At 42.4% G+C, this 18,807-nt stretch carries 19 protein-coding genes; 18 read left to right on the top strand and 1 reads right to left on the bottom strand.

Annotation, left to right across the window (positions count from 1 at the left end; genetic code table 11):
• The 9 genes from BUB11_RS03725 to BUB11_RS03765 all read left to right on the top strand — a co-directional run.
• On the top strand, window positions 1–1,737 hold a 1,737-nt coding region (locus BUB11_RS03725), incomplete at its 5' end, for a cell wall-binding repeat-containing protein (protein ID WP_073027966.1).
• Window positions 1,738–2,036: 299 nt separating this feature from the next.
• Window positions 2,037–2,897, top strand: coding sequence for a fumarate hydratase (locus tag BUB11_RS03730; protein WP_073027967.1), 861 nt, complete (start codon window positions 2,037–2,039; stop codon window positions 2,895–2,897).
• On the top strand, window positions 2,894–3,451 hold the full coding sequence (locus BUB11_RS03735) for a Fe-S-containing hydro-lyase (protein WP_073027969.1): 558 nt from the start codon (window positions 2,894–2,896) through the stop codon (window positions 3,449–3,451). Before BUB11_RS03730 ends, BUB11_RS03735 begins: the two co-directional genes overlap by 4 nt.
• 556 nt (window positions 3,452–4,007) lie before the next feature.
• Complete coding sequence (locus BUB11_RS03740; protein ID WP_073027971.1) at window positions 4,008–4,223, top strand: hypothetical protein; 216 nt, start codon at window positions 4,008–4,010, stop codon at window positions 4,221–4,223.
• 216 nt (window positions 4,224–4,439) lie between these two features.
• The gene (locus BUB11_RS03745) at window positions 4,440–5,201 is read left to right on the top strand and encodes a nitrite reductase (RefSeq protein ID WP_073027972.1); all 762 of its coding nucleotides are present in this window, start codon (window positions 4,440–4,442) and stop codon (window positions 5,199–5,201) included.
• Between the two features lie 43 nt (window positions 5,202–5,244).
• A complete protein-coding gene (locus tag BUB11_RS03750) occupies window positions 5,245–5,634 on the top strand; it encodes a nitrite reductase (RefSeq protein WP_073027974.1) in 390 nt (129 codons plus the stop codon).
• Between the two features lie 94 nt (window positions 5,635–5,728).
• On the top strand, window positions 5,729–6,976 hold the full coding sequence (locus BUB11_RS03755) for a globin-coupled sensor protein (RefSeq protein WP_073027975.1): 1,248 nt from the start codon (window positions 5,729–5,731) through the stop codon (window positions 6,974–6,976).
• A 589-nt stretch (window positions 6,977–7,565) separates the two neighbouring features.
• Window positions 7,566–8,789 (top strand): HD domain-containing phosphohydrolase, encoded by a 1,224-nt coding sequence (locus tag BUB11_RS03760; RefSeq protein ID WP_073027977.1) that lies wholly within the window; start codon window positions 7,566–7,568, stop codon window positions 8,787–8,789.
• A gap of 69 nt (window positions 8,790–8,858) precedes the next feature.
• Window positions 8,859–9,023 (top strand): hypothetical protein, encoded by a 165-nt coding sequence (locus BUB11_RS03765; protein ID WP_200797856.1) that lies wholly within the window; start codon window positions 8,859–8,861, stop codon window positions 9,021–9,023.
• Between the two features lie 788 nt (window positions 9,024–9,811).
• On the opposite strand, the gene BUB11_RS27425 is transcribed toward BUB11_RS03765, so the two are convergent.
• On the bottom strand, window positions 9,812–9,988 hold the full coding sequence (locus tag BUB11_RS27425; RefSeq protein WP_159436893.1) for a hypothetical protein: 177 nt from the start codon (window positions 9,986–9,988) through the stop codon (window positions 9,812–9,814).
• Between the two features lie 181 nt (window positions 9,989–10,169).
• Between BUB11_RS27425 and BUB11_RS03770 the strand changes: the two genes are divergently transcribed.
• From BUB11_RS03770 to BUB11_RS03810, 9 genes are all read left to right on the top strand, one after another.
• Entirely contained in the window at window positions 10,170–10,553 is a 384-nt protein-coding gene (locus tag BUB11_RS03770; protein WP_143159031.1) for a hypothetical protein, read from the top strand.
• Between the two features lie 78 nt (window positions 10,554–10,631).
• Window positions 10,632–11,738: a hypothetical protein gene (locus BUB11_RS03775; protein ID WP_073027979.1), complete on the top strand. Its 1,107-nt coding sequence runs from the start codon at window positions 10,632–10,634 to the stop codon at window positions 11,736–11,738.
• Entirely contained in the window at window positions 11,735–12,508 is a 774-nt protein-coding gene (locus BUB11_RS03780) for a hypothetical protein (RefSeq protein ID WP_073027981.1), read from the top strand. The genes BUB11_RS03775 and BUB11_RS03780 overlap by 4 nt, the downstream gene beginning before the upstream one ends.
• Entirely contained in the window at window positions 12,501–13,355 is an 855-nt protein-coding gene (locus tag BUB11_RS03785) for a hypothetical protein (RefSeq protein ID WP_073027983.1), read from the top strand. Before BUB11_RS03780 ends, BUB11_RS03785 begins: the two co-directional genes overlap by 8 nt.
• Before the next feature lie 21 nt (window positions 13,356–13,376).
• A complete protein-coding gene (locus BUB11_RS03790; RefSeq protein WP_084110141.1) occupies window positions 13,377–14,096 on the top strand; it encodes an ATP-binding cassette domain-containing protein in 720 nt (239 codons plus the stop codon).
• A gap of 188 nt (window positions 14,097–14,284) precedes the next feature.
• Complete coding sequence (locus BUB11_RS03795; RefSeq protein WP_073027985.1) at window positions 14,285–15,541, top strand: hypothetical protein; 1,257 nt, start codon at window positions 14,285–14,287, stop codon at window positions 15,539–15,541.
• An 804-nt stretch (window positions 15,542–16,345) separates the two neighbouring features.
• A complete protein-coding gene (locus BUB11_RS03800; RefSeq protein ID WP_073027986.1) occupies window positions 16,346–16,993 on the top strand; it encodes an O-methyltransferase in 648 nt (215 codons plus the stop codon).
• Window positions 16,990–17,676, top strand: coding sequence for a heparan-alpha-glucosaminide N-acetyltransferase (locus BUB11_RS03805; RefSeq protein WP_073027987.1), 687 nt, complete (start codon window positions 16,990–16,992; stop codon window positions 17,674–17,676). Before BUB11_RS03800 ends, BUB11_RS03805 begins: the two co-directional genes overlap by 4 nt.
• A 155-nt stretch (window positions 17,677–17,831) precedes the next feature.
• Complete coding sequence (locus tag BUB11_RS03810; RefSeq protein WP_073028206.1) at window positions 17,832–18,758, top strand: lantibiotic ABC transporter; 927 nt, start codon at window positions 17,832–17,834, stop codon at window positions 18,756–18,758.
• Window positions 18,759–18,807 lie beyond the last annotated feature (49 nt).

The raw sequence follows: 18,807 nt of genomic DNA on the forward strand, positions 1-18,807 counted from the left end.
ACGGCTGAAGGCTCGGATGAAATAGAGCTGGATTGGGATTCAGTAAGTGGTGCAGAATCCTATGAAGTATACCGATCTACCTCGTCATCGGGAACGTACACCAAAATAGGGACATCGAAATCCTCAAATTATACAGATGATGACGATTTAGATGAGGATACTACCTATTATTACAAAGTTAGGGCAGTAGACGGTTCTGACAAAAGTGCTTATTCCTCCAAAGAACATGCCACTACGGATGAGTCAGATGACTCTGATATTTCGGCACCTACAAATCTAAAAGCTACCGTTGAAAGCTCCAGCGCAATCTACTTAGATTGGGATTCGGTAAGTGACGCAACATCCTATTATGTATACACATCTGATTCGTCGTCGGGAACGTATTCCAAAATTGCCTCAACGACAACCTCAAGTTACAGAGACACTAATTTATCGAGGAATACTACCTATTATTACAAAGTTGTGGCCGTGAACAGCTCGGACACCAGCGGATATTCCTCCAAAGCTTATGCGACTACTGCCGGTTCAGACGACGATGTTCCAACGAACCCTTCAACCCAAATCCAGTCGGATCGATTAGCCGGGGAGGATATGTATGGAACTTCTGCAGAGGTTGCTAAAGCAGGATGGAATACTTCTTATTATGCCATTGTAGTAAGCGGAGAAAGCTTTTCTGATGCATTATGCGGCGCTCCCCTGGCCAAAAAATATAACGCTCCATTACTGCTTACGACAAAGGACAGCTTGAATGAACAAACCAGAGCTCAGTTGGCACGTTTGGAAGTAAAAAGAGTTATCATGGTAGGCGGAACCGATATTATTTCTTCCGGAGTTGAACAAAGCATAAAAACGATGGGAATGAGTGTTCTGAGGATTGTCGGAACAGATCGTTATGACACATCTATTAAAATTGCCCAAGCCATGGGGGAATTCGACCAAGCGGTCATTGCCAGCGGTGAAACTTTTCCGGATGCTTTATCAATTGCTCCCATTGCTGCGATGAAGGGAATGCCAATCCTGCTTACCCCCAAGGATAAACTGCCGGCCAGCATAGAAGCCTATTTATTAAAGAATGCACAAAGTACTTATGTTGTCGGGGGAACAGGCGTAATAAGTGACAATGTGCTTAAGCAACTTCCATCTCCAAAACGCCTAAGCGGGATAACCAGGTACGATACAAACATCAGTATTATTAAAGAATTCGAAGACGAACTTGATTTCAGCACTTGTTACGTATCGACGGGTGAAAAGTTCGCAGATGCTTTATCTGGTTCAGCCTTAGCTTCATTATTTCATTCCCCGCTTATTTTGGTTAGTGATCCTGTCGAACAGACAACAATTGATTACATTAGCACTAAGATCGGCAGTATTAAGAAAGAGGTTGTATTTGGAGGAATAGCCATTGTACCTAACAGCATTTTAATTAATATTGAGCAGAATACCGATGTCTATGATACACCGTCGGCACCGGAAGAGTTAACTGCAACAACTGAAAGTTCCAGTCAAATAAACCTAACATGGGATTCTGTAAGTGGAGCAACATCTTATCAGGTTTACGGGGCAATTTCCGCTACCGGAACCTATACTCACATTGCAACGGTAACCACGACAAGTTATATAAATTTCGGTTTATGGGCAGATACTACCTATTATTACAAAGTTAAGGCGGTAAACAATGCTGGTTCAAGCTCATTTTCGCCTGTAGATCATGCAAAGACTTCTTTGTCTGATGACTAAATGTAAAAATCACAAAGCGAACTTCGAATGCCATTTGCGGCATTCGAAGTTCTTGTCATGTAATGACGCTTGCTTTTATTTGGCGTAGGAGTAAAATAAAGACAGGGGTGGAAATATTCAGAAGAGTCCGTTATTTTACCCGACGTTAAGACTCTCGCTTTTATAAGTGGGAGTGGTGCCCCCGTACTCTGCTTTGGTGATAGAGTCCCCCGCCGAAGTCTCGATGTTCAACTTTAATTGAACGAGTTCATTGGAATTATTATTGCCATAAAAGAAGATATTGAAGGAGGGATAGAGAAATGAAGGAAATACTTGCGGAAGAGATTATTTCCGCCGTTGAAAATCTCTGCATTGAAGCAAATTATAACCTGGGATCGGACATCATGACTGGTTTTAATCAAGCTTTAAAGGATGAGCGTTCTCCCTTAGGTCGAGAGGTGCTGGAGCGTCTCATTGAGAACGCAGAAATCGCGAAAGAGGAAAGAGTCCCCATGTGTCAAGACACGGGGATGGCTGTACTTTTTGTGAGTATCGGACAGGACCTGCATGTGGTCGGCGGTGGCCTTACTGAGGCTATTAATGAAGGGGTGCGCCGAGGGTATGACAAAGGATATCTTAGGAAATCTGTTGTGAAGGATCCCTTTGAGCGTGTCAATACCGGAGATAACACCCCGGCAGTTATTCATTATGATATTGTCCCTGGGGATGAATTGCACCTAATTGTAGCGCCTAAGGGGTTCGGCAGTGAAAACATGGGCGGCTTAAAAATGTGCAAGCCTTCTGAGGGCCTCGAGGGTGCGATGCAATTTGTTGTAGATACAGTTGATCGAGCGGGTGGAAACCCTTGTCCCCCAATAATTGTGGGGGTGGGCGTGGGTGGAACGATGGAAAAAGCTACTTTCTTAGCCAAAAAAGGTCTCTTGCGTGAAGTGGGAATACATAATCCCGAGGAGCGTCTGGCTAATATCGAGAAAGAGTTGTTAGATCGTGTCAATCGTTTAGGAATTGGTCCTCAAGGCTTTGGAGGAGTTACAACGGCTCTTGCCGTCAACTTAGAAGTATATCCCACACATATTGCAGGAATGCCCGTTGCGGTAAACATAGGTTGCCACGCCACTCGTCATAAGGAAATTACCTTGCAAGGGAGGGCTTGCCAATGAATGAAATAATCCGCATTGAGACTCCCCTTACCCAAGAAAAGCTTAAATCCCTTAAAGTTGGGGACAATGTCTTAATAAGTGGTGTGATTTATACCGGACGGGATGCCGCTCATAAGAAAATGGTTGAAGCTCTCGAGGGAGGGGAAGACCTCCCCTTTGTAATGAAAGACCAAATCATTTATTTTGTGGGTCCGACCCCTGCAAAAGAAGGACAAGTGATCGGCTCAGCAGGGCCAACGACGAGTGGACGAATGGATGCCTATTCTCCAAAGTTGATCGCGAGAGGATTAACAGGAATGATTGGTAAAGGACTCCGTTCCCCGGATGTGATTGAAGCGATGAAAAAACACGGTGCCGTCTACTTTGGAGCGATTGGCGGGGCAGGCGCCCTCATCGCAAAGCGTATTGTTTCTGCTGAGGTCATTGCTTATCCTGAGCTGGGGCCGGAAGCAGTACGCCGTTTAGTAGTAAAAGATTTTCCTGTCATGGTGATTATTGACTACGAGGGCAATAATCTTTATGAAATTGGCAAGGCACAATACAGAAGGGTATAACAATCCAGGTCATCTCCTGATATTATGACATGTCAAGCATTAGAATTAAGAATATAATTTCAGGATGAACTTATTAAACATTATCAGAGACTTATCGAACATTATCAAAGCACAGTCTGAATGTTGTATATAAAAATAAAAACGGAGGTCTGTGAATCGCACACTGCGCAGCGGTTTCAGACCTCTGTTTTTATCAATTCAGGGGATGTAACGAAACTTGTTTTCCGGTTTATTTCATCCCCACTCTATTTGTTAATCCCCTTATATAATAGAGGACTGTTCACCACTTCAAAGGTGTACAGTCCTCTTTCTTGGGATAACCCACCACCAGCTTGAAAAAAATCTCAAGTTTCGTTACGGCCCCTTATTCTGTTTTGGCGAAATGTTACAGAATTTCAACAACCTTTTTGAAGGATAAGGTGTTTAAAAGAAAGTGAAAAAGACACAACTTTTAGTCTAAATAGACACAAAAGCTTCACAATTTCTTAAGCAAAATAATTGGGTTGTGCGGTATAATAAGGTATTCATAAAAACCCTTGATAGGAGTTGAGGTGCAATGAATTGTCCGCTATGTGAAGCGCGTGATGTCGGCCGAATTGGCCGTGAACGTTATTACTGCAGAGAGTGTTGCCATGAATGGACGAAGGGTGATGGAGTCGTTAAGATTTATGAGGTACTGTCAGATGGTTCGGTAGAACGCTTAGAAACCAAGTTGGAACCATTTCCCCGTGCGTTACAAGCCCATCCCGTTGTCCGCAGGCGTGCTGGCTAGAGTAAACGTTTAAAAGGCGCGATTAAACCACCTTTTGTATGAGAAAACATAGTAATCCCTGAATAATGAGTAAGGTACTTAAAAGAGAGAGCCATTTGGGCTCTCTTTTTAATTATTATTAATAATAATTATCGATTGGTGCAGGATTTCGTCGACTCATATAGAAATGTAGGAGGATATAATAATTACTCTAAATTGTATAGAGGAGAGGTTAGTATGACTGAACTTCAACGAGACAGTAACTATCAGTGGACAGGTGAGGCGGTAGAATGTACCAGTGGAATCCATTGGGCCATCGCGGAACAGGCCAATGGTACTGTAGCTATTATTGTTAATTCGCCCGGAGGGATCCTGACTGGCAAACAAGTGCGTGTTTTAGCTGAGATTGTAGGCGAAGATGGGGTCATTAAAAATACACGTCGCATGACTTCCCTTCTTCTTATTCCCAAAGAAAAAGTTGCTGCCGCTTTGGAGCAACTCCAGGCAGCCGGTCTTCGGGTAGCAAATTTGCATAAGAGCGTTCGAAATATTGCAGCATGTCCAGGTAAAGGGTTTTCCCCTAATTCTCGTGGGGATACCTTAGAATTAGCCAGAATGCTTGATGAAGAGTTTTACGGAACGATTCTGCCCTGGGATTTCAAAATAGGAATTTCTGGATGTCCACGTAATTGCACCGGAGTGCAGTGCCAAGATCTGGGGCTGATGGCTGAGCCCCGCGGAAAATATTCACTTTGGATTGGCGGGACGGAGTCGGGAATGAGCCCGAAACATGGAATGTTGGTACTCAAGGGGATTCCTCGCGACCAAGTTATTCCTGTTGTAGGAAGAATTTTGGAAACGTATATCTCAGGAGCAGAAGAGTTTAAGGAAGAGCTTGGCAACCGGGCTCGCCTTTATCGAGTCATAGAAAAGACGGGGTTTGAGCGATTTAAGAAGGCTGTCGAAGAACTCCTGAGCAATGGGGCCGTAAGTAAGTAAATATAGGGCTTCAATTTAGTGGATGTAAGAGAGGAGCGGGGATATGACGACTCAAGGATTTAGTAAGCTTAGTGCCTATAAGGCATTTTCAAAGATGGACAGATCTTGCTCACAGGGATGTAAATGTTCAGCGCTGTGTCAATTGTTCATGGCAAAAGAATTTCTCAGTTTGTCTGCTCAGACAGGGGAGAAGTTCTCCGATAAGATACCGGATGACATTCTTGATATGTTCCGAAGTGTTCCTTTAATCCCGGAACGGTATAAAAGCATGGAACTTCAGGAGGCTTTTGTTGAGGTACAGAGTATCTGTGATAATTGTGCAACTGATGAACATGATTCTTATTGTACGGTGAACGTGGTCCTTACTGCCCTGGGAATTATATTGGAAGGCAAAGACTATATTACGGACAAAGATAAGGAAATCCAGTCTTAGGTACATGTAGTCAGGCAAGACCCCTTGTTACGGATGTTTTTATGAAAAAAAGATTTTAGTTAAAATGTTGAAGGGATAGAAAGGATGAATATTGTTGATACAATTACATCAGTTTAGCTTAGATGAGGCTGTTCAATTACTGAGGATAGATGCTGAACAGTTGGCCCTTCTTAAAGAGGTTCGACTAGTTGTTGAGGGGGATTCTGAAGAAATTATCCGTAATTTTTATGCCCATGTGACTTCGTTCCCAGATCTTAAAGCAATTATTGACCGATTTTCTTCGGTGGAGAAGCTGAAAATCACTATGAAAAAGTATTTGTTTTCTCTCTTCCCCGATAAGATTGATGAAGAGTTTATGCAATGGCGGGTTACAATCGGGCAGGTTCATAATCGGATCAATTTACCGCCTTTTTACTATTTAAGTGCCAATCAATATTTTTGCGACGAAATTATTCCGCGGATTTTTAAACACTATCGCAAAAAGACGGATCAGGCTGTTCGTGCTAGTTTAGCCTTCCAAAGACTCTTGAGTTTTGACCAGCAAGTTGTCATGGCCAGTTATATCCAGTCCTATATGACGGAAATAGATAAGAAGGCTGAATTAGAGAATGCCTTAACCGAAATTGACAGCTTACAACGCAGTGTTAGCGAAGCCAGCCAAGCTTTGGCGGCAACGTCAGAAGAAACAGCAGCCTCTGCGGCAGAGATGAATGAAGCCACTTCGCAAATATCCGGTAATGCCTCTGAGGCTGCAGAGTTTTCCCGGCAGGTCGATGCTTTGGCTCAAGAGGGTGTCCGAAAGATTCAAGCGATATCTGAGACGATTTTACGGTTAGCAGGTATGACATCAGAGATGCAAGAGAAAATGACCGAACTGGATAAAAGCTCTGCACGTATTGCCTCTGTCACGGATGTAATTAAAGAAATCGCTTCCCAAACCAATCTCTTAGCCTTAAATGCCGCTATTGAAGCGGCTCGTGCCGGAGACAGCGGCAGAGGTTTCGGAGTTGTGGCAGAAGAAGTGAAGAAGCTCGCCAATCATTCGGAACAGTCGGTTAAAGAGATTAGCGCCTTGATTACGATTACAAAACAAAATACAGTTGCGGTAAACCACTCTATTGCCCAAACCTCTGATGCTATGCAGGGCGCGGCAACAGAGGCAGGGGAAGTAGTGAACCGTTTTGGAGAAATAATGTCTGCTATTAATGCAAGCATCCAACAAGTACAGGGGATTGCCCGTCAGATTGATGCCTTGTCGTTGACAGCCGGCCAGATCGGAGCAGCTTCTGAGGATGTAGCTAATTCGGCTACTTCTTTGGCGCAAATGGGATTACGAGATTAAGGGGACTTGTGTGACCCAGCGCTCGGTCGTACGACGCAGAGCAAACTAACCGTTTAAGCGACTGCTTTGGGGAGCGGGGCAGTGTACATCCCTGTACACTGCCCCGCCTCTGGGGTCGGTCGCTTAAACGGAAGTTTGCTTTTCTGCTTACGTAAAGACGTCGCGCTTGTGTCACACTGCGTCCTTGGCTTGGGTCGAGGGGACGTTGCTCGGGAGAAGGCACATTTCATGTGCACCTTCCTTTTCCTTTGTTTACTGCCCCGCCTCTGGGGTCGGTCGCTTAAACGGAGGTTTGATTTTCTGCTTACGTGGAGACGTCGCGCTCGTGTCACACTGCGTCCCTGGCTTGGGTCGAGGGACGTTGTTTGGGAAGAAGGCACTTACATGTGCACCTTCCTGTATTCTTTTGCATACTACCCTACGTTTGGGGTAGGTCGCTAAATGGTAGTTTGCTTTTTTGCTTAGGTAAAGAAGTCCGCTCGTGTCTCACTGCGTCCCGGGGTTAAGGGGAAAGTCGTTAGAATAGACTGGACTAATGGGCAGTGAAGCATAGAGCGTGTAGTATGTTGGTCTAATTGGGGGTAGGAGAATGTTTAAAGATGCTTTCTATATCCGGCAGATGTGGAGCTTTTCCCGTGCGCTTGATCTTGCTTTAGTTGATGAAGAGGTCGAAAGGGGCCTGCAGATTTCACTTGGGGAACGGCACGGAGAACGGGTTGCTTATATTGCCATGCGTCTGGGTCGTATCTTAGGACTCAATAAAGAATCCCTTGTTCATGTTACAGTAGCAGGACTGTTGCATGACATCGGGGCGGTAGGTTATATGGGTGAGTATAATGGGGACCAACATATTTTTGAAAGACATTGTCTTACAGGGGCATCGATTGTTGAGCGCTTTCCTGCCGGAAGAATTCTTGCCCAAGCAATCAAATATCACCATGAGACTCCGGATCCTTTATACTGTGCTTTGAGGGCGCCTGCTGAAGATGTTACTTTAATGGCTCGAATTTTATCTCTTGCGGACCGGGTTGATCTTCGGTTGAAGCGTAGGCCTTCAAACCGTCGGGAGAGAGACGGAATCATAGAATGGGTTACCAAGGAAACGGGGATATTGTTTTACCCGGAAGTGGCGGATGCCTTTAAACAGGTCGCTCAAAAGGAAGCGTTTTGGTTGGACATTGAACAGCCGGATCTGCTCCAGATTGCTTTAGGGCTGTTGTATGGACAGTGGCAAATGCCGGCGACGCGGGAATTAGAAATTGGTTTTACCGATGACTTGGCAGCGACCTTTGCGGATCTGATTGACCAGAAAAGTAAGTTTACAGCGCGTCACTCGCGGTCAGTTGCGGAAACAGTTGAACGTTTGGCTCGGGGAAAGGGATGGGAAGACGATGGTTTACATGAAATCTATGTGGCGGGTTTACTTCATGACTTGGGTAAACTCTCTATACCCAGGAAGATTCTAGACAAGCCAGGCCCCCTTGATCCTGCTGAATTTGAAATAATTCGCAGGCATACATATTATACCCACCGCTTGTTGACCGAGGCTGGTTTTCCGACTCGTATGGTTGAATGGGCTGCTCATCATCACGAGTGCCTTGATGGTAAAGGATATCCCTTCGCCTTGGGAGAGAAAGATCTCGATGAGGGTGCTCGTTTAATGGCAATAGCCGATATTTTTGCGGCGTTAACTGAGGATCGCCCTTACCGGATTGCTATGAGCTCTGGTGAAGCTTTGGCTTTGATTGAACGTGGGGCGGGGACAAAATTGGACCAGGGTTTAGTTGATTTAGCGAAACGGGTACTGGATTAAAAAAGAGCGGGGCTTTATTTCCCGCTCAAATTAATTATTTGTTTTATTAGTTATTTAATCCTATACTTCTTGATAGGTGATATAGAATCGATAGAATTATCCAAGGACTTTGCAACTGCGTATAAGCTATGGAAAGCAGAAGAGATTACAGCGGTAAAGGCTATGGAATTGAGTGGATTAAGCAAGGCGACATTCTACCGGAAAGTAAAAGAATACGAAGCTAAGAAGGGGTAATAAGCAACCTCTTCTTTTTTGGTTAAGTTTTTATTGGATGAACTAAACATTATAGTCATCCTCCCAGTCTCCTGCCGAATGGCTGCGCTCTGTTGACTAGTTTTGTTTTGCCTCTGCCTATTCCATTCCGAAGATCAAGAAACACTCGCTTGAAATTACCCTCCCCTATACCCAAGGATGACAATCCGGTTAAAGTGCCCCCTATTCGTTCAACAGAGGACCTTATCAGGACTACCCACCCCCCCTCCTAGAAAGTGGCACGAGATTGCGCTCACAGAATGTCCCCCCCATGTATACAATGATACTCAGGACACAGGGCATCATTTTTTCTGAAAAAAATAAAAAAATTTTCGGAAAATATAATCCAAGTCGTTTTAAACGTCCTAAAAATTTTGCAAAAAGATTTTAGGGCCAAAAATAGTAAAGCAGTTCATATTTGCAGTAGAGTAGGCCCTCCAAATCAGAGGCGAAAAAATGTTCAATCAGTTTTATTCCCCTTTTGGACACCCTCAGACGCAGTATTCGAAGCGCTCTTGATAGCATAGATATGGCATAATATATAAAGGGTATTAGTTTTCTAATACTGTTGGCTCAAATTAAGATTTTGCAAAAAAACTGTGCTCAAGACTTGGTGTAACTGGTCTGAGGTACATTTTGGAATATGATTAGATTTCTAATAAGCCAAATAATTTACAGAGGCCATTATTATATGTGAAAACTAAAAATAACCCGCCTAGCTTCAAATTTGCTAAGGCGGGTTATTTTCTTCAACACTTCCGTCTGGCTTTTTAAGCTGGCTCACATAAACTACCCCCACCTCGTAATCGGATGGCAATGGGGTTAACCGCATTAAATTTGCCGCCGAAAGTAATTAGTGCAAACATATATTCCAAATTATCTCTCATAAATATACTTGAACTTCTTAATAATAAAATATTTTTAAATTTTATGTAACCTTTTGACATGTTTAAACCCTCTATTAAGTGTAGAGATATTGATGGTTAAATTTGTTACCTATAATATTTAATACATTGCGTTAGCTATTTATGTCCTTATGCGAGTTAAGGCACATAAATTATTAAATACATTAAGGAGGAGAATTAGAGTGAAAAAAAATTATTTAGTTTAATCTGCGTATTAGCGCTTATGTTATCCATAGGAGCACCAGTTGTTTTTGCTCAAGAGACACCTGCTTCTGTGATAACGCCACAATCGAGTGTAGTTAACTTTAACTTTAGTGTTACTTATGCGGGAGATGTAAAATATTCTTCTGGCTATAAAAATGATTACACTACGGCAGATGTGTATGTTCAAGGCGGAACTATGCAGTCAGGTGATTCAATTGGTTTTGGTCTTTATGACTCAAACAAAAATCCGATTTATGTTACGGCATATACTTGTCACAATATCCCCGACACTTTCTCATTGAGTTACAAGGATGCTAAGCCAGGAAGCTATTATCTGGGTGCCAGAAAGGGTATAGCTGGCTATTCCGGGACCTGTTCTATTAGTGGAAAATGGTACCCTTGATCCTTATATTACAAGCTTCATAATTTAAATCATCGGCATACTCGCAGCCGGTGATCTTAAATAATAAAGGAGATCTTAATGAAAAGAAGAAAAATGATAACAGCAATTATTCTCTTGCTCATGCTTTTAGTTAGTACTTCTTGCCAGAGGAAGAGTACTGATAACTTAGGACAAAGTGATAGTAATGCTTTTTCCGGAACTGGCACAGGGGGGCACATCCAAAAACAACTGGTTAAAAATTTAGCTGTAAACGCCGCTGTGAATGCACCTCCTAATGTCCAAAAATTAAATACTCTAATTGCAATGCCACTCAAGTTAGATAGCCAAAAGGTGCAGGAATTAGAAAGAATGTTTATAGACAATAGCAAGTTCACGAATCAAATTAATAATGGAGAAGATAAATATGTGCAAACAGAGGACGGAAAGGTTTTTGCATTTGAGAACGGCAATTATATTTCTCTTAGAACAAAGAAATTTAAGTATATTGATCCCATCTTTAATCTGCCCGATCAGCCGTATCCAACCGCAGACCACTTCAATAAAAACAAGGATTTATCGTTCATGCCGTATCAACAGGCTGTTAATGAGGTCAAAAAGGTTCTTGTTTCTATAGGGATTTCTGTTCATGACGAAGTTGAAACGTATACCTTAGACCACCAGACAATGCAAGACCTAGAGGAGAAGCTTATGAATGACAAGACTCTTATGTCCACAGAAGGTAACCACCTAATCCTCAAAGATCAATGGAGCAGTGAAGACGATGGTTACTTTATGTCTATTCAAAATGCATTGGATGGTATTCCAGTATTTTCGTTGAATCACGGTAGTATAGATACTAATACTTTAGTGTCTGGCTCCTTTGTTTATGCCTATTATTCCCAATCAGGGTTGGAATATATATTTGCTAATTTTCCTTACCAGAAAATGGCTATTGATCAAAAGGATGTACCGATCATCGGGGTGGAAAATGCATTGGCTGTTGTCAAGGAGAAATACGAAAATGTTATTCTGACCGATCTAATCTCCATTACGAGGATCGAATTTAATTATGTACCGACGCTGATTGATAATTCAAGGGAAACCTTCCGCATGGTTCCTGCTTGGTGCTTTCATTTAATTCAAGAGAAAGACGGAACTCCCAGCGACATGATCATTGACGCGACGAATGGGAGTGAAATCCTGTGAAAAAATTCTTTAGTAATGCCAGAGTGGATTTGAGGCGGGCTTTTTCTTCCTTCGAGTTTCTGTTATCAGTGGCTGGAATGTGCACAGTTCTTTTCTTAAGCGTAAGTTCACAGCTTAGAGCAATGGTAAATGGTCTTATGCAATCGGATGTGTTAAATCTTTATAACCTTGCACATTTCCAGGGCTTTTCTCTACTGTCCGCAATATTTGCGACCCTGCCTTACAGTACAAGTTTCTGTATAGACTGGAACAACCAGTTTATCCGTTCCGTCGTTATTCGGACAAATATCAGAACTTACGGCATATCTAAGGCTTTAACCTGTGCGTTGGCCGGAGGCAGTGCTGTGGCGCTTGGGGAGGTTCTCTTTATTCTTTTGCTTTGTTTATGTTTTCCTTTGGTAGGCCCTGAAGGAAACCTTAACAATTCGATGCTTTCAGGAGGGAATCTTATCGCTTTTTTTTCGTTCCAGATTCTTGTGAAATTCTTCGCGGCAACTTTCTTTTCTGTTCTAGCACTGTGGATTTCTACTTATCTCACCAACGTCTTTGTCACTTTGGCCGTTCCAATCCTCTCTTTTTATTTTTTAATTACAATTCCCCCCGTAATTGGCATATCGATGAGATGGTTTTATAACGCCCTGATGGGAAGTGCTTATGCAAACAATCCCTATGGTTCTTTGCTGTATTCGATTGTCGTATGTAGCCTATTGAGTATTCTAATGGGGATTTTGGTAGTCGGTCAAATTAGAAGGAGGCTTGAGCATGGTTAAGATTAATATAATCGCTCATTGCTGCGCTCAGAACCTACGCAAATTACCCGCCAATCCCCGGTGCTATGTACTTGGACTGTTTCTTATCGGAGTATTGGCCGAATATATTTTGCCAATATCCAATTTCTCTCATATTGTTCAGATACCGGCAACCCCTTGGGTTTTTCCCTATCTAGCGCTTGACCCGAGACTGCTAGCATTGATTATGCTGGGGATTGTCTTCCTATTTTGTGATGCCCCATTTATTGACTCTCATCAACCCTATGTCATCATTCGTTCCGGCAAAAAGAATTGGCTACTTGGTCAGATTGCCTACATTATTGTGGCATCGGCCATCTATTTTATGTTAATTTTCTTAGTTTCAGTTTTGTTCTTACTGCCGAATATAACCTTCTCCAGCGAATGGGGAAAAGTATTGGGAACCTTGGGGATCACCGATGCGGGAAATCAATTCAATGTTCCTTTGGGAATTAGTTATGCATTGCAACTTAATTACTCGCCCATCGCGGCAATGGCCTGGAGCTTGTTAATGGCTTGGCTGGTCGGAACTTTTTTGGGTCTGCTCATCTTTGTGTTGAATATGCGTTTTACTAGAGAAATTGGAGTTGTTGTGAGCACGGCCCTGGTTTTTTTGCAGTACTTTTGCTTTGAAGCGGGAGGATTTTTATTATATAGCTTCTCGCCTGTATCCTGGGCCAATCTGAACATGCTGGACACCACCTATACCTCGGCTTTGCCGTCAGTTACCTATGCGGTTAGCGCTTTAATCAGTCTAAGTCTGATATTAATTTTACTGACAGCGTTACTAATGCGTAAAAAGGATATCGATGTATTACCACCGGTGTAATCGGTGTAAAAGGAGTAAAAAATGACTAAAAACGAATTAATTCTTAAAGAAGTTACTAAGAAATTCAAAAACACAACGGTACTCAATAAGGTATCCGTCTCCTTTGAAGCAGGAAAAATTCATGGTATCATTGGACGCAATGGGTCGGGCAAGACAGTGTTATTTAAATGCATCTGTGGATTTATGCCGATCACCTCTGGTCAGATTTTGGTGGACGGCAATCAAATCGATGTACCACAGAACATTGGCATTATCATTGAAGCGCCAGGATTTCTGCCAAATTATAGCGGTTACAGAAATCTTAAGTTGCTCTCCCTGATCCGCCATCAAATAGATGATGCCAGAATCAAGGAGACTATGAAAAAGGTGGGTTTGGACCCTGACAATAAAAAAAGAGTCAATAAATATTCTCTCGGAATGAGGCAACGTCTTGGAATTGCTCAGGCCATTATGGAAGATCCCTCTGTTCTCATCTTGGACGAACCTATGAACGGTTTGGATAAGCATGGCGTAGAAGACATTCGTCATCTCATCCTGAATCTTAAAGCGGAAGGGAAAACCATATTAATTGCTTCGCACAGTTCCGAGGACATTGCCAAGTTATGTGATACTGTATATGAAATGGATGCAGGGGTATTGACTCCACTCCTAACAAAAAAAGCGAGTTGCAAGGGCTATAGAATTTCCAGAAATATATACGAAGAAAGGATGCCGTTTAACAAAACAGCGCTCTCTCTTTAGTTCCACAATTCTTTCTGCCTAAATTGAAAAAAAACACATTCAGGAGGGAGTTGACTTTGAACCTAATCTTATAGTGGATATAAAACGATGAATCCTATATTCCCACTGCCTTTGAAGTACCTCATAAGTGCCCTGTAATTTCACTTTACACTCTAAAAAAATACCTGCCCAAAAAGGAGAAATTACGTTTGAAGAAGAAATTGCGTATTCTATTGGTTTGGACATTAACTTCATTACTCCTACAATTTGGAGGTTATTCCCTTTTGAACAACCAAGTTCGAAAAGTTATAAACCCGGTGGTATCTAGTGAACCGATCACTCTCCAAGCAACCATCCCGGGTTCTGCCCTTAATAATATCCAAATTTCTTATAATAAGGATTATTTAGCATACTCGGAAAATGGTACACTTAAAGTTTTTAACCTTAAAAATGAAAAAGTTGTTTTTGAGAAGAAATCACCATCTGAGAATAATAGGACATTAGGTGTTATAACGTACCAATGGCTACCCGATCGCAATACCCTGCTGTATTTTTATGCCAAGAAAAATCCTAATTCTGTAACTTATGTTACCGTTACCCCATCCAAAACCTCGTTGCAGACCTCTATTCAGACTCCGACTCCTGTTAAACAGAAAACAGAAGACCCCAATCAAAAAAAAGTGGAGGAGGTTCCAAAGGTCGTGCCCAAAGAGGTTCCCGTAAGGCCTCAAATTGAAAAACGGTATGGAAATCCGCAAATCACAGAACTATATTCGCTTGAACTCCCGAATAGTGATGAGACTACTGCTCCAGATGATTGCTTCGAAAAAACGATTGACAATTTTCCATCAGGCGGTCAAATCAAAGATTTGGTTATCTCAACTCCTACCAATCTCATTTATCTTACTGTTAAAGATGGATCAACCGAACTGCTTATGGAAATAAATGTAATGAAGAGCGTAACCAACTTAAACAAATCTGGTGAGACCATCTATAATATGGCTGTCTCAGATCGGTATGGAACTCTTTTTATTGACAGTAAAGTGGGGGCTACCCGTCAAGTCGTTGCCTTGGAAGGAACTAAGCGTCAAATCATCTCTAAGAATACCAACGATAGAATACTAGGAATCAAAGCGGGCACGGTATATATCGGCGAAGTAGAAAATAATAAACTCTTAAAAGTTAAAACTACGACTGACCTTGCTAAATTGACGAATAACCCCTCTCTAAAAACAGAATGGGAAGGATCTATTCCTTTTGACAATAACGTGCGCATGCTCATTGGTGCTAAAGGTCAAATAATTGTTTGTAATCATCAAACAGTCTATATCGTTACGTCCGGAAAGCTAGCAGAGGTTCAATTGCACGGAGATGAGAATTACGTCTCTGACGATGGTGCAGAGCTGATTAAACTTTCCAACGAAGGCAATTCCACTCTTATAGAATTGCAACCCCTCAAGCCTTAAACAATAAATTAAGTCCTTTTGATGATAAGCACGTTTATAAAAGCATTCCTGTAGTGCGCTAATTTGGAGTTTGAAAAAATGGAAGCGCCTCCGTTATGATGGTAATGTAAATGTTTCGTACAAACATTAATTACCACCAAAGGAGGCGCTCTTACTATGAAGTATAAAGAAAGGCAAGCATAAAATGGACGCATTTTTAACATTACCATTACTCACTTGGTAGTAGGCATTGACATCGCCCTGGAGACACATGTAACCAGAGCAGTCAATTACCGAGGAATCGAATTGGGTGAGTATCTAAGCTTCTCTAACGACGGCAAGGGATTTGAACAGTTATTACGGTGGATAAGAAATATCCAGACTCAAAATTCACTAAATATTATCCACCCTCCCCTAGCCCGTCATTTTCAAGCTTTATAGCAGTCTCTAGGATGAGGAATTTACTTAATCTCAGTTATGGACCTAAGGAAATAGGTAAGCCCTAGGCACTTCTAAGGCGTTGGTTGAGACTTGTATTTTCTTTTTTGGCTTGTTCAGATAAAGTTTTGTGGAGGCTCTTCTTCAGCAGAATATAGCGAGTAACTGTATGGTAATCCCATGTAATAATCAAGAGTCTTGTTCATCGTTAATCACTCCTTCCAGAAGGTCAATGGCTCGTTCAACATATTAAGTTCCTCAAACTTTACTTGTTTGGGGTTATTTTTAATTTTTTTATGCTTTTTATGCGTTCTTATATCATTTGTGGTAAAGTGGAAGAAAAACTGAAATATCGGCAATCTGACAGAATAAGAAAGGGAGATGACCTTGTTTTACCCCTTTGAAATGGAACGATACCTGGAAACCTTATTGGGTGAACGGGATCCGCTGTTGCGTGAAATGGAAGAGCAGGCTTTAAAAGAAACTATTCCGGTTGTGACGCCGATGGTTGGGAATTTTCTCAACTTACTCGTACATACTTGTAAGGCGCAGACTATCTTAGAAATCGGGACAGCCATCGGATATTCGACGATCTGGTTGGCCCGGGCTGCAGAAGAGACAGGTGGGCAGGTTACCACAATTGATATGAATAAAGATCGTCTGGCTCGTGCACGGGTATACCTTGAACGTGCGGGGCTGGGTGATCAGGTTACGGCTTTAGAAGGGGATGCCCGTAAAATTCTAAAGAACCTGGATACGATGTTTGATTTTGTCTTTATCGATGCCGCAAAAGGAGAATATTTAGAGTACTTAAGTCTAATTTACCCCTTAATTGCACCGGGGGGGTTGCTGGTCGTGGACAATGTGCTTTTCCGGGGGTGGGTAGTTCCGGAAAGTACCTTTGCGCCGAAGTATGATCGCATGGTGGGTGGCTTGCGGCGATTTTTAGAGGATCTTTCTCGGAATCCGGACTTTTCCACGACTGTTTTACCATTTGGAGATGGAGTGTCGGTTAGTCGGCGGATAGTGCTATGACCCCTGGGGAGCGCTATGGAGAGATTGACCTGCTAAGGGCTATAGCTATTGTGTTAATGGTTTTATTCCATATTGTCTATGATTTAAGGGAGTTTGCCGGGGTAAATATTAATTACCAGGACCCGATTTGGTTTCTGGTAGGAAAAACTGCCGCACTGCTCTTCATCTTTATATCGGGGCTTGCCAGCGGGTTTAGCAGATCGCCGGTGAGACGGGGATTTAAGGTATTGCTTTATGGAATGGCAATCACAGTTGCGACCTATCTAGCGATGAGGGATAATTATGTTCGTTTCGGAATTCTTCATTTTTTAGGTGTTACCATGATTTTATCGACCTTCCTATATTCCCTGTCTTCGCGAATGCTCTGGGCCCTTGCCGGTGTTACTGCTTTGCTGGGGTTTTGGTTTAAGAAACTAGTGGTAGAAACAAGCCTCTTCCTTCCATTTGGCCTTATGTATAAGGGGTTTGGGTCCATGGATTATTATCCCCTTTTTCCCTATATAAGTGTAACTTTCCTGGGGATACTTGCTTATCGACATTGGTACGCTCAGAGGTCTGAGCCCTTATGGACATTTAGGCTCGATTCAAAGCCGATTCTGTGGTTGAGTCGAAATTCTTTAATGATTTATTTAGTTCATCAGCCCCTAATTCTTCTCGTTATTTTTAGTATAAGACTTTTATAAACGTTTTTAGCGAAATCCTAATAGCTTTTGGACAAGACTCCTAACATTTCATGTGGAGATTTGCAGGTGATGGGATATCCAATAAGTCCGGGAATTCCAGGTATTATTGTTAAGTACTGATGTGAAAAATAAGGAAGGGGGCCACAGCTTTGGCAATGTTTGTTCATGAACATTTGATGCAGGCCGTTTATTTTGCTCCACGCGGGAAGAAACGTCTTCTTTTTTTGGGGGTAAATATTTCTCAACGTTATTTAAGCCCTGAGGATAAGCTGATCGGGTTTGTGGGTGATGCCGGAGCTGGAAAGTCCTTGCTTATTCGCGGTATGTTCCCGGGATTAGAACTGACCAATGACGATGATGGCATTAATATTCGCCCCTTACCTTTAATGGAAGATGCGGATAGTGGGAATTTTCGACATCATACCTATCATTTAGACGTCCGCTTCGAGTCTGCCTTTACCCAACCTTGGAAAATAGCTGAGGCAATTCAAAAAGTCATAGCCAAGGGACGGCGAGTGGTTGTTGAGCACTTTGATCTCGTGTATTCTCAGCTTGGGGTAAATGCCGAAGTCTTGATAGGAGTAGGGGAAGAAGTGATTGTAACTCGGCCAACGGTGTTTGGGCCGGAACCTCAAAGTATCGCAGATATTGTTTTTGATTCCATAAAGTATCGGCGCATGGCCCACAGTGCTGAAGACATCACGTCTATGATCCTGGAAGAAATGGGCTTGCCAAAGCCTGAGGTACACAGTGATATTAAACATGGCTTTGTATTGGAACTTCCCGAGAAACCTGATATTGACTTAGATTTGGTGGAGCAACGGGTGCTCGATTTAATCGATGCAGATTTGCCCATCTGTTTTGCTAATGATGATCACATTCGGGTGGGGAAAATGCTTTACCCTTGCACAGGTCCTCGTATTCATATTCGGCGATCCAGTGATATTAAAGGGTTTCACCTGCTTAAGGAATTTAGGTTCGACCCCATCGCCCAGCTTTATACCATCGCTGGCATCGTAGGAGAGGAAATGACGCCTGCCCGTTCACTCGATCTGTTTGCAGCAAGGAAAACCAATATTTAACAAAAAACATTGGAGAAGATTGGCATTTCGGCCGTGATTCTGATAAACT

It is taken from the genome of Desulfosporosinus lacus DSM 15449 (assembly GCF_900129935.1).
Lineage (GTDB): Bacteria > Bacillota > Desulfitobacteriia > Desulfitobacteriales > Desulfitobacteriaceae > Desulfosporosinus > Desulfosporosinus lacus.

Bases quoted from the DNA above. Each gene is read 5' to 3' on its own strand.
- BUB11_RS03730 (WP_073027967.1), top strand. From the start codon at position 2,037: ATGAAGGAAATACTTGCGGAAGAGATTATTTCCGCCGTTGAAAATCTC.
- BUB11_RS03785 (WP_073027983.1), top strand. From the start codon at position 12,501: ATGGTTAAGATTAATATAATCGCTCATTGCTGCGCTCAGAACCTACGC.
- BUB11_RS03805 (WP_073027987.1), top strand. From the start codon at position 16,990: ATGACCCCTGGGGAGCGCTATGGAGAGATTGACCTGCTAAGGGCTATA.
- BUB11_RS03740 (WP_073027971.1), top strand. From the start codon at position 4,008: ATGAATTGTCCGCTATGTGAAGCGCGTGATGTCGGCCGAATTGGCCGT.
- BUB11_RS03760 (WP_073027977.1), top strand. From the start codon at position 7,566: ATGTTTAAAGATGCTTTCTATATCCGGCAGATGTGGAGCTTTTCCCGT.
- BUB11_RS03750 (WP_073027974.1), top strand. From the start codon at position 5,245: ATGACGACTCAAGGATTTAGTAAGCTTAGTGCCTATAAGGCATTTTCA.
- BUB11_RS03745 (WP_073027972.1), top strand. From the start codon at position 4,440: ATGACTGAACTTCAACGAGACAGTAACTATCAGTGGACAGGTGAGGCG.
- BUB11_RS27425 (WP_159436893.1), bottom strand. From the start codon at position 9,988: ATGTCAAAAGGTTACATAAAATTTAAAAATATTTTATTATTAAGAAGT.
- BUB11_RS03775 (WP_073027979.1), top strand. From the start codon at position 10,632: ATGAAAAGAAGAAAAATGATAACAGCAATTATTCTCTTGCTCATGCTT.
- BUB11_RS03735 (WP_073027969.1), top strand. From the start codon at position 2,894: ATGAATGAAATAATCCGCATTGAGACTCCCCTTACCCAAGAAAAGCTT.
- BUB11_RS03790 (WP_084110141.1), top strand. From the start codon at position 13,377: ATGACTAAAAACGAATTAATTCTTAAAGAAGTTACTAAGAAATTCAAA.
- BUB11_RS03770 (WP_143159031.1), top strand. From the start codon at position 10,170: ATGTTATCCATAGGAGCACCAGTTGTTTTTGCTCAAGAGACACCTGCT.
- BUB11_RS03810 (WP_073028206.1), top strand. From the start codon at position 17,832: ATGTTTGTTCATGAACATTTGATGCAGGCCGTTTATTTTGCTCCACGC.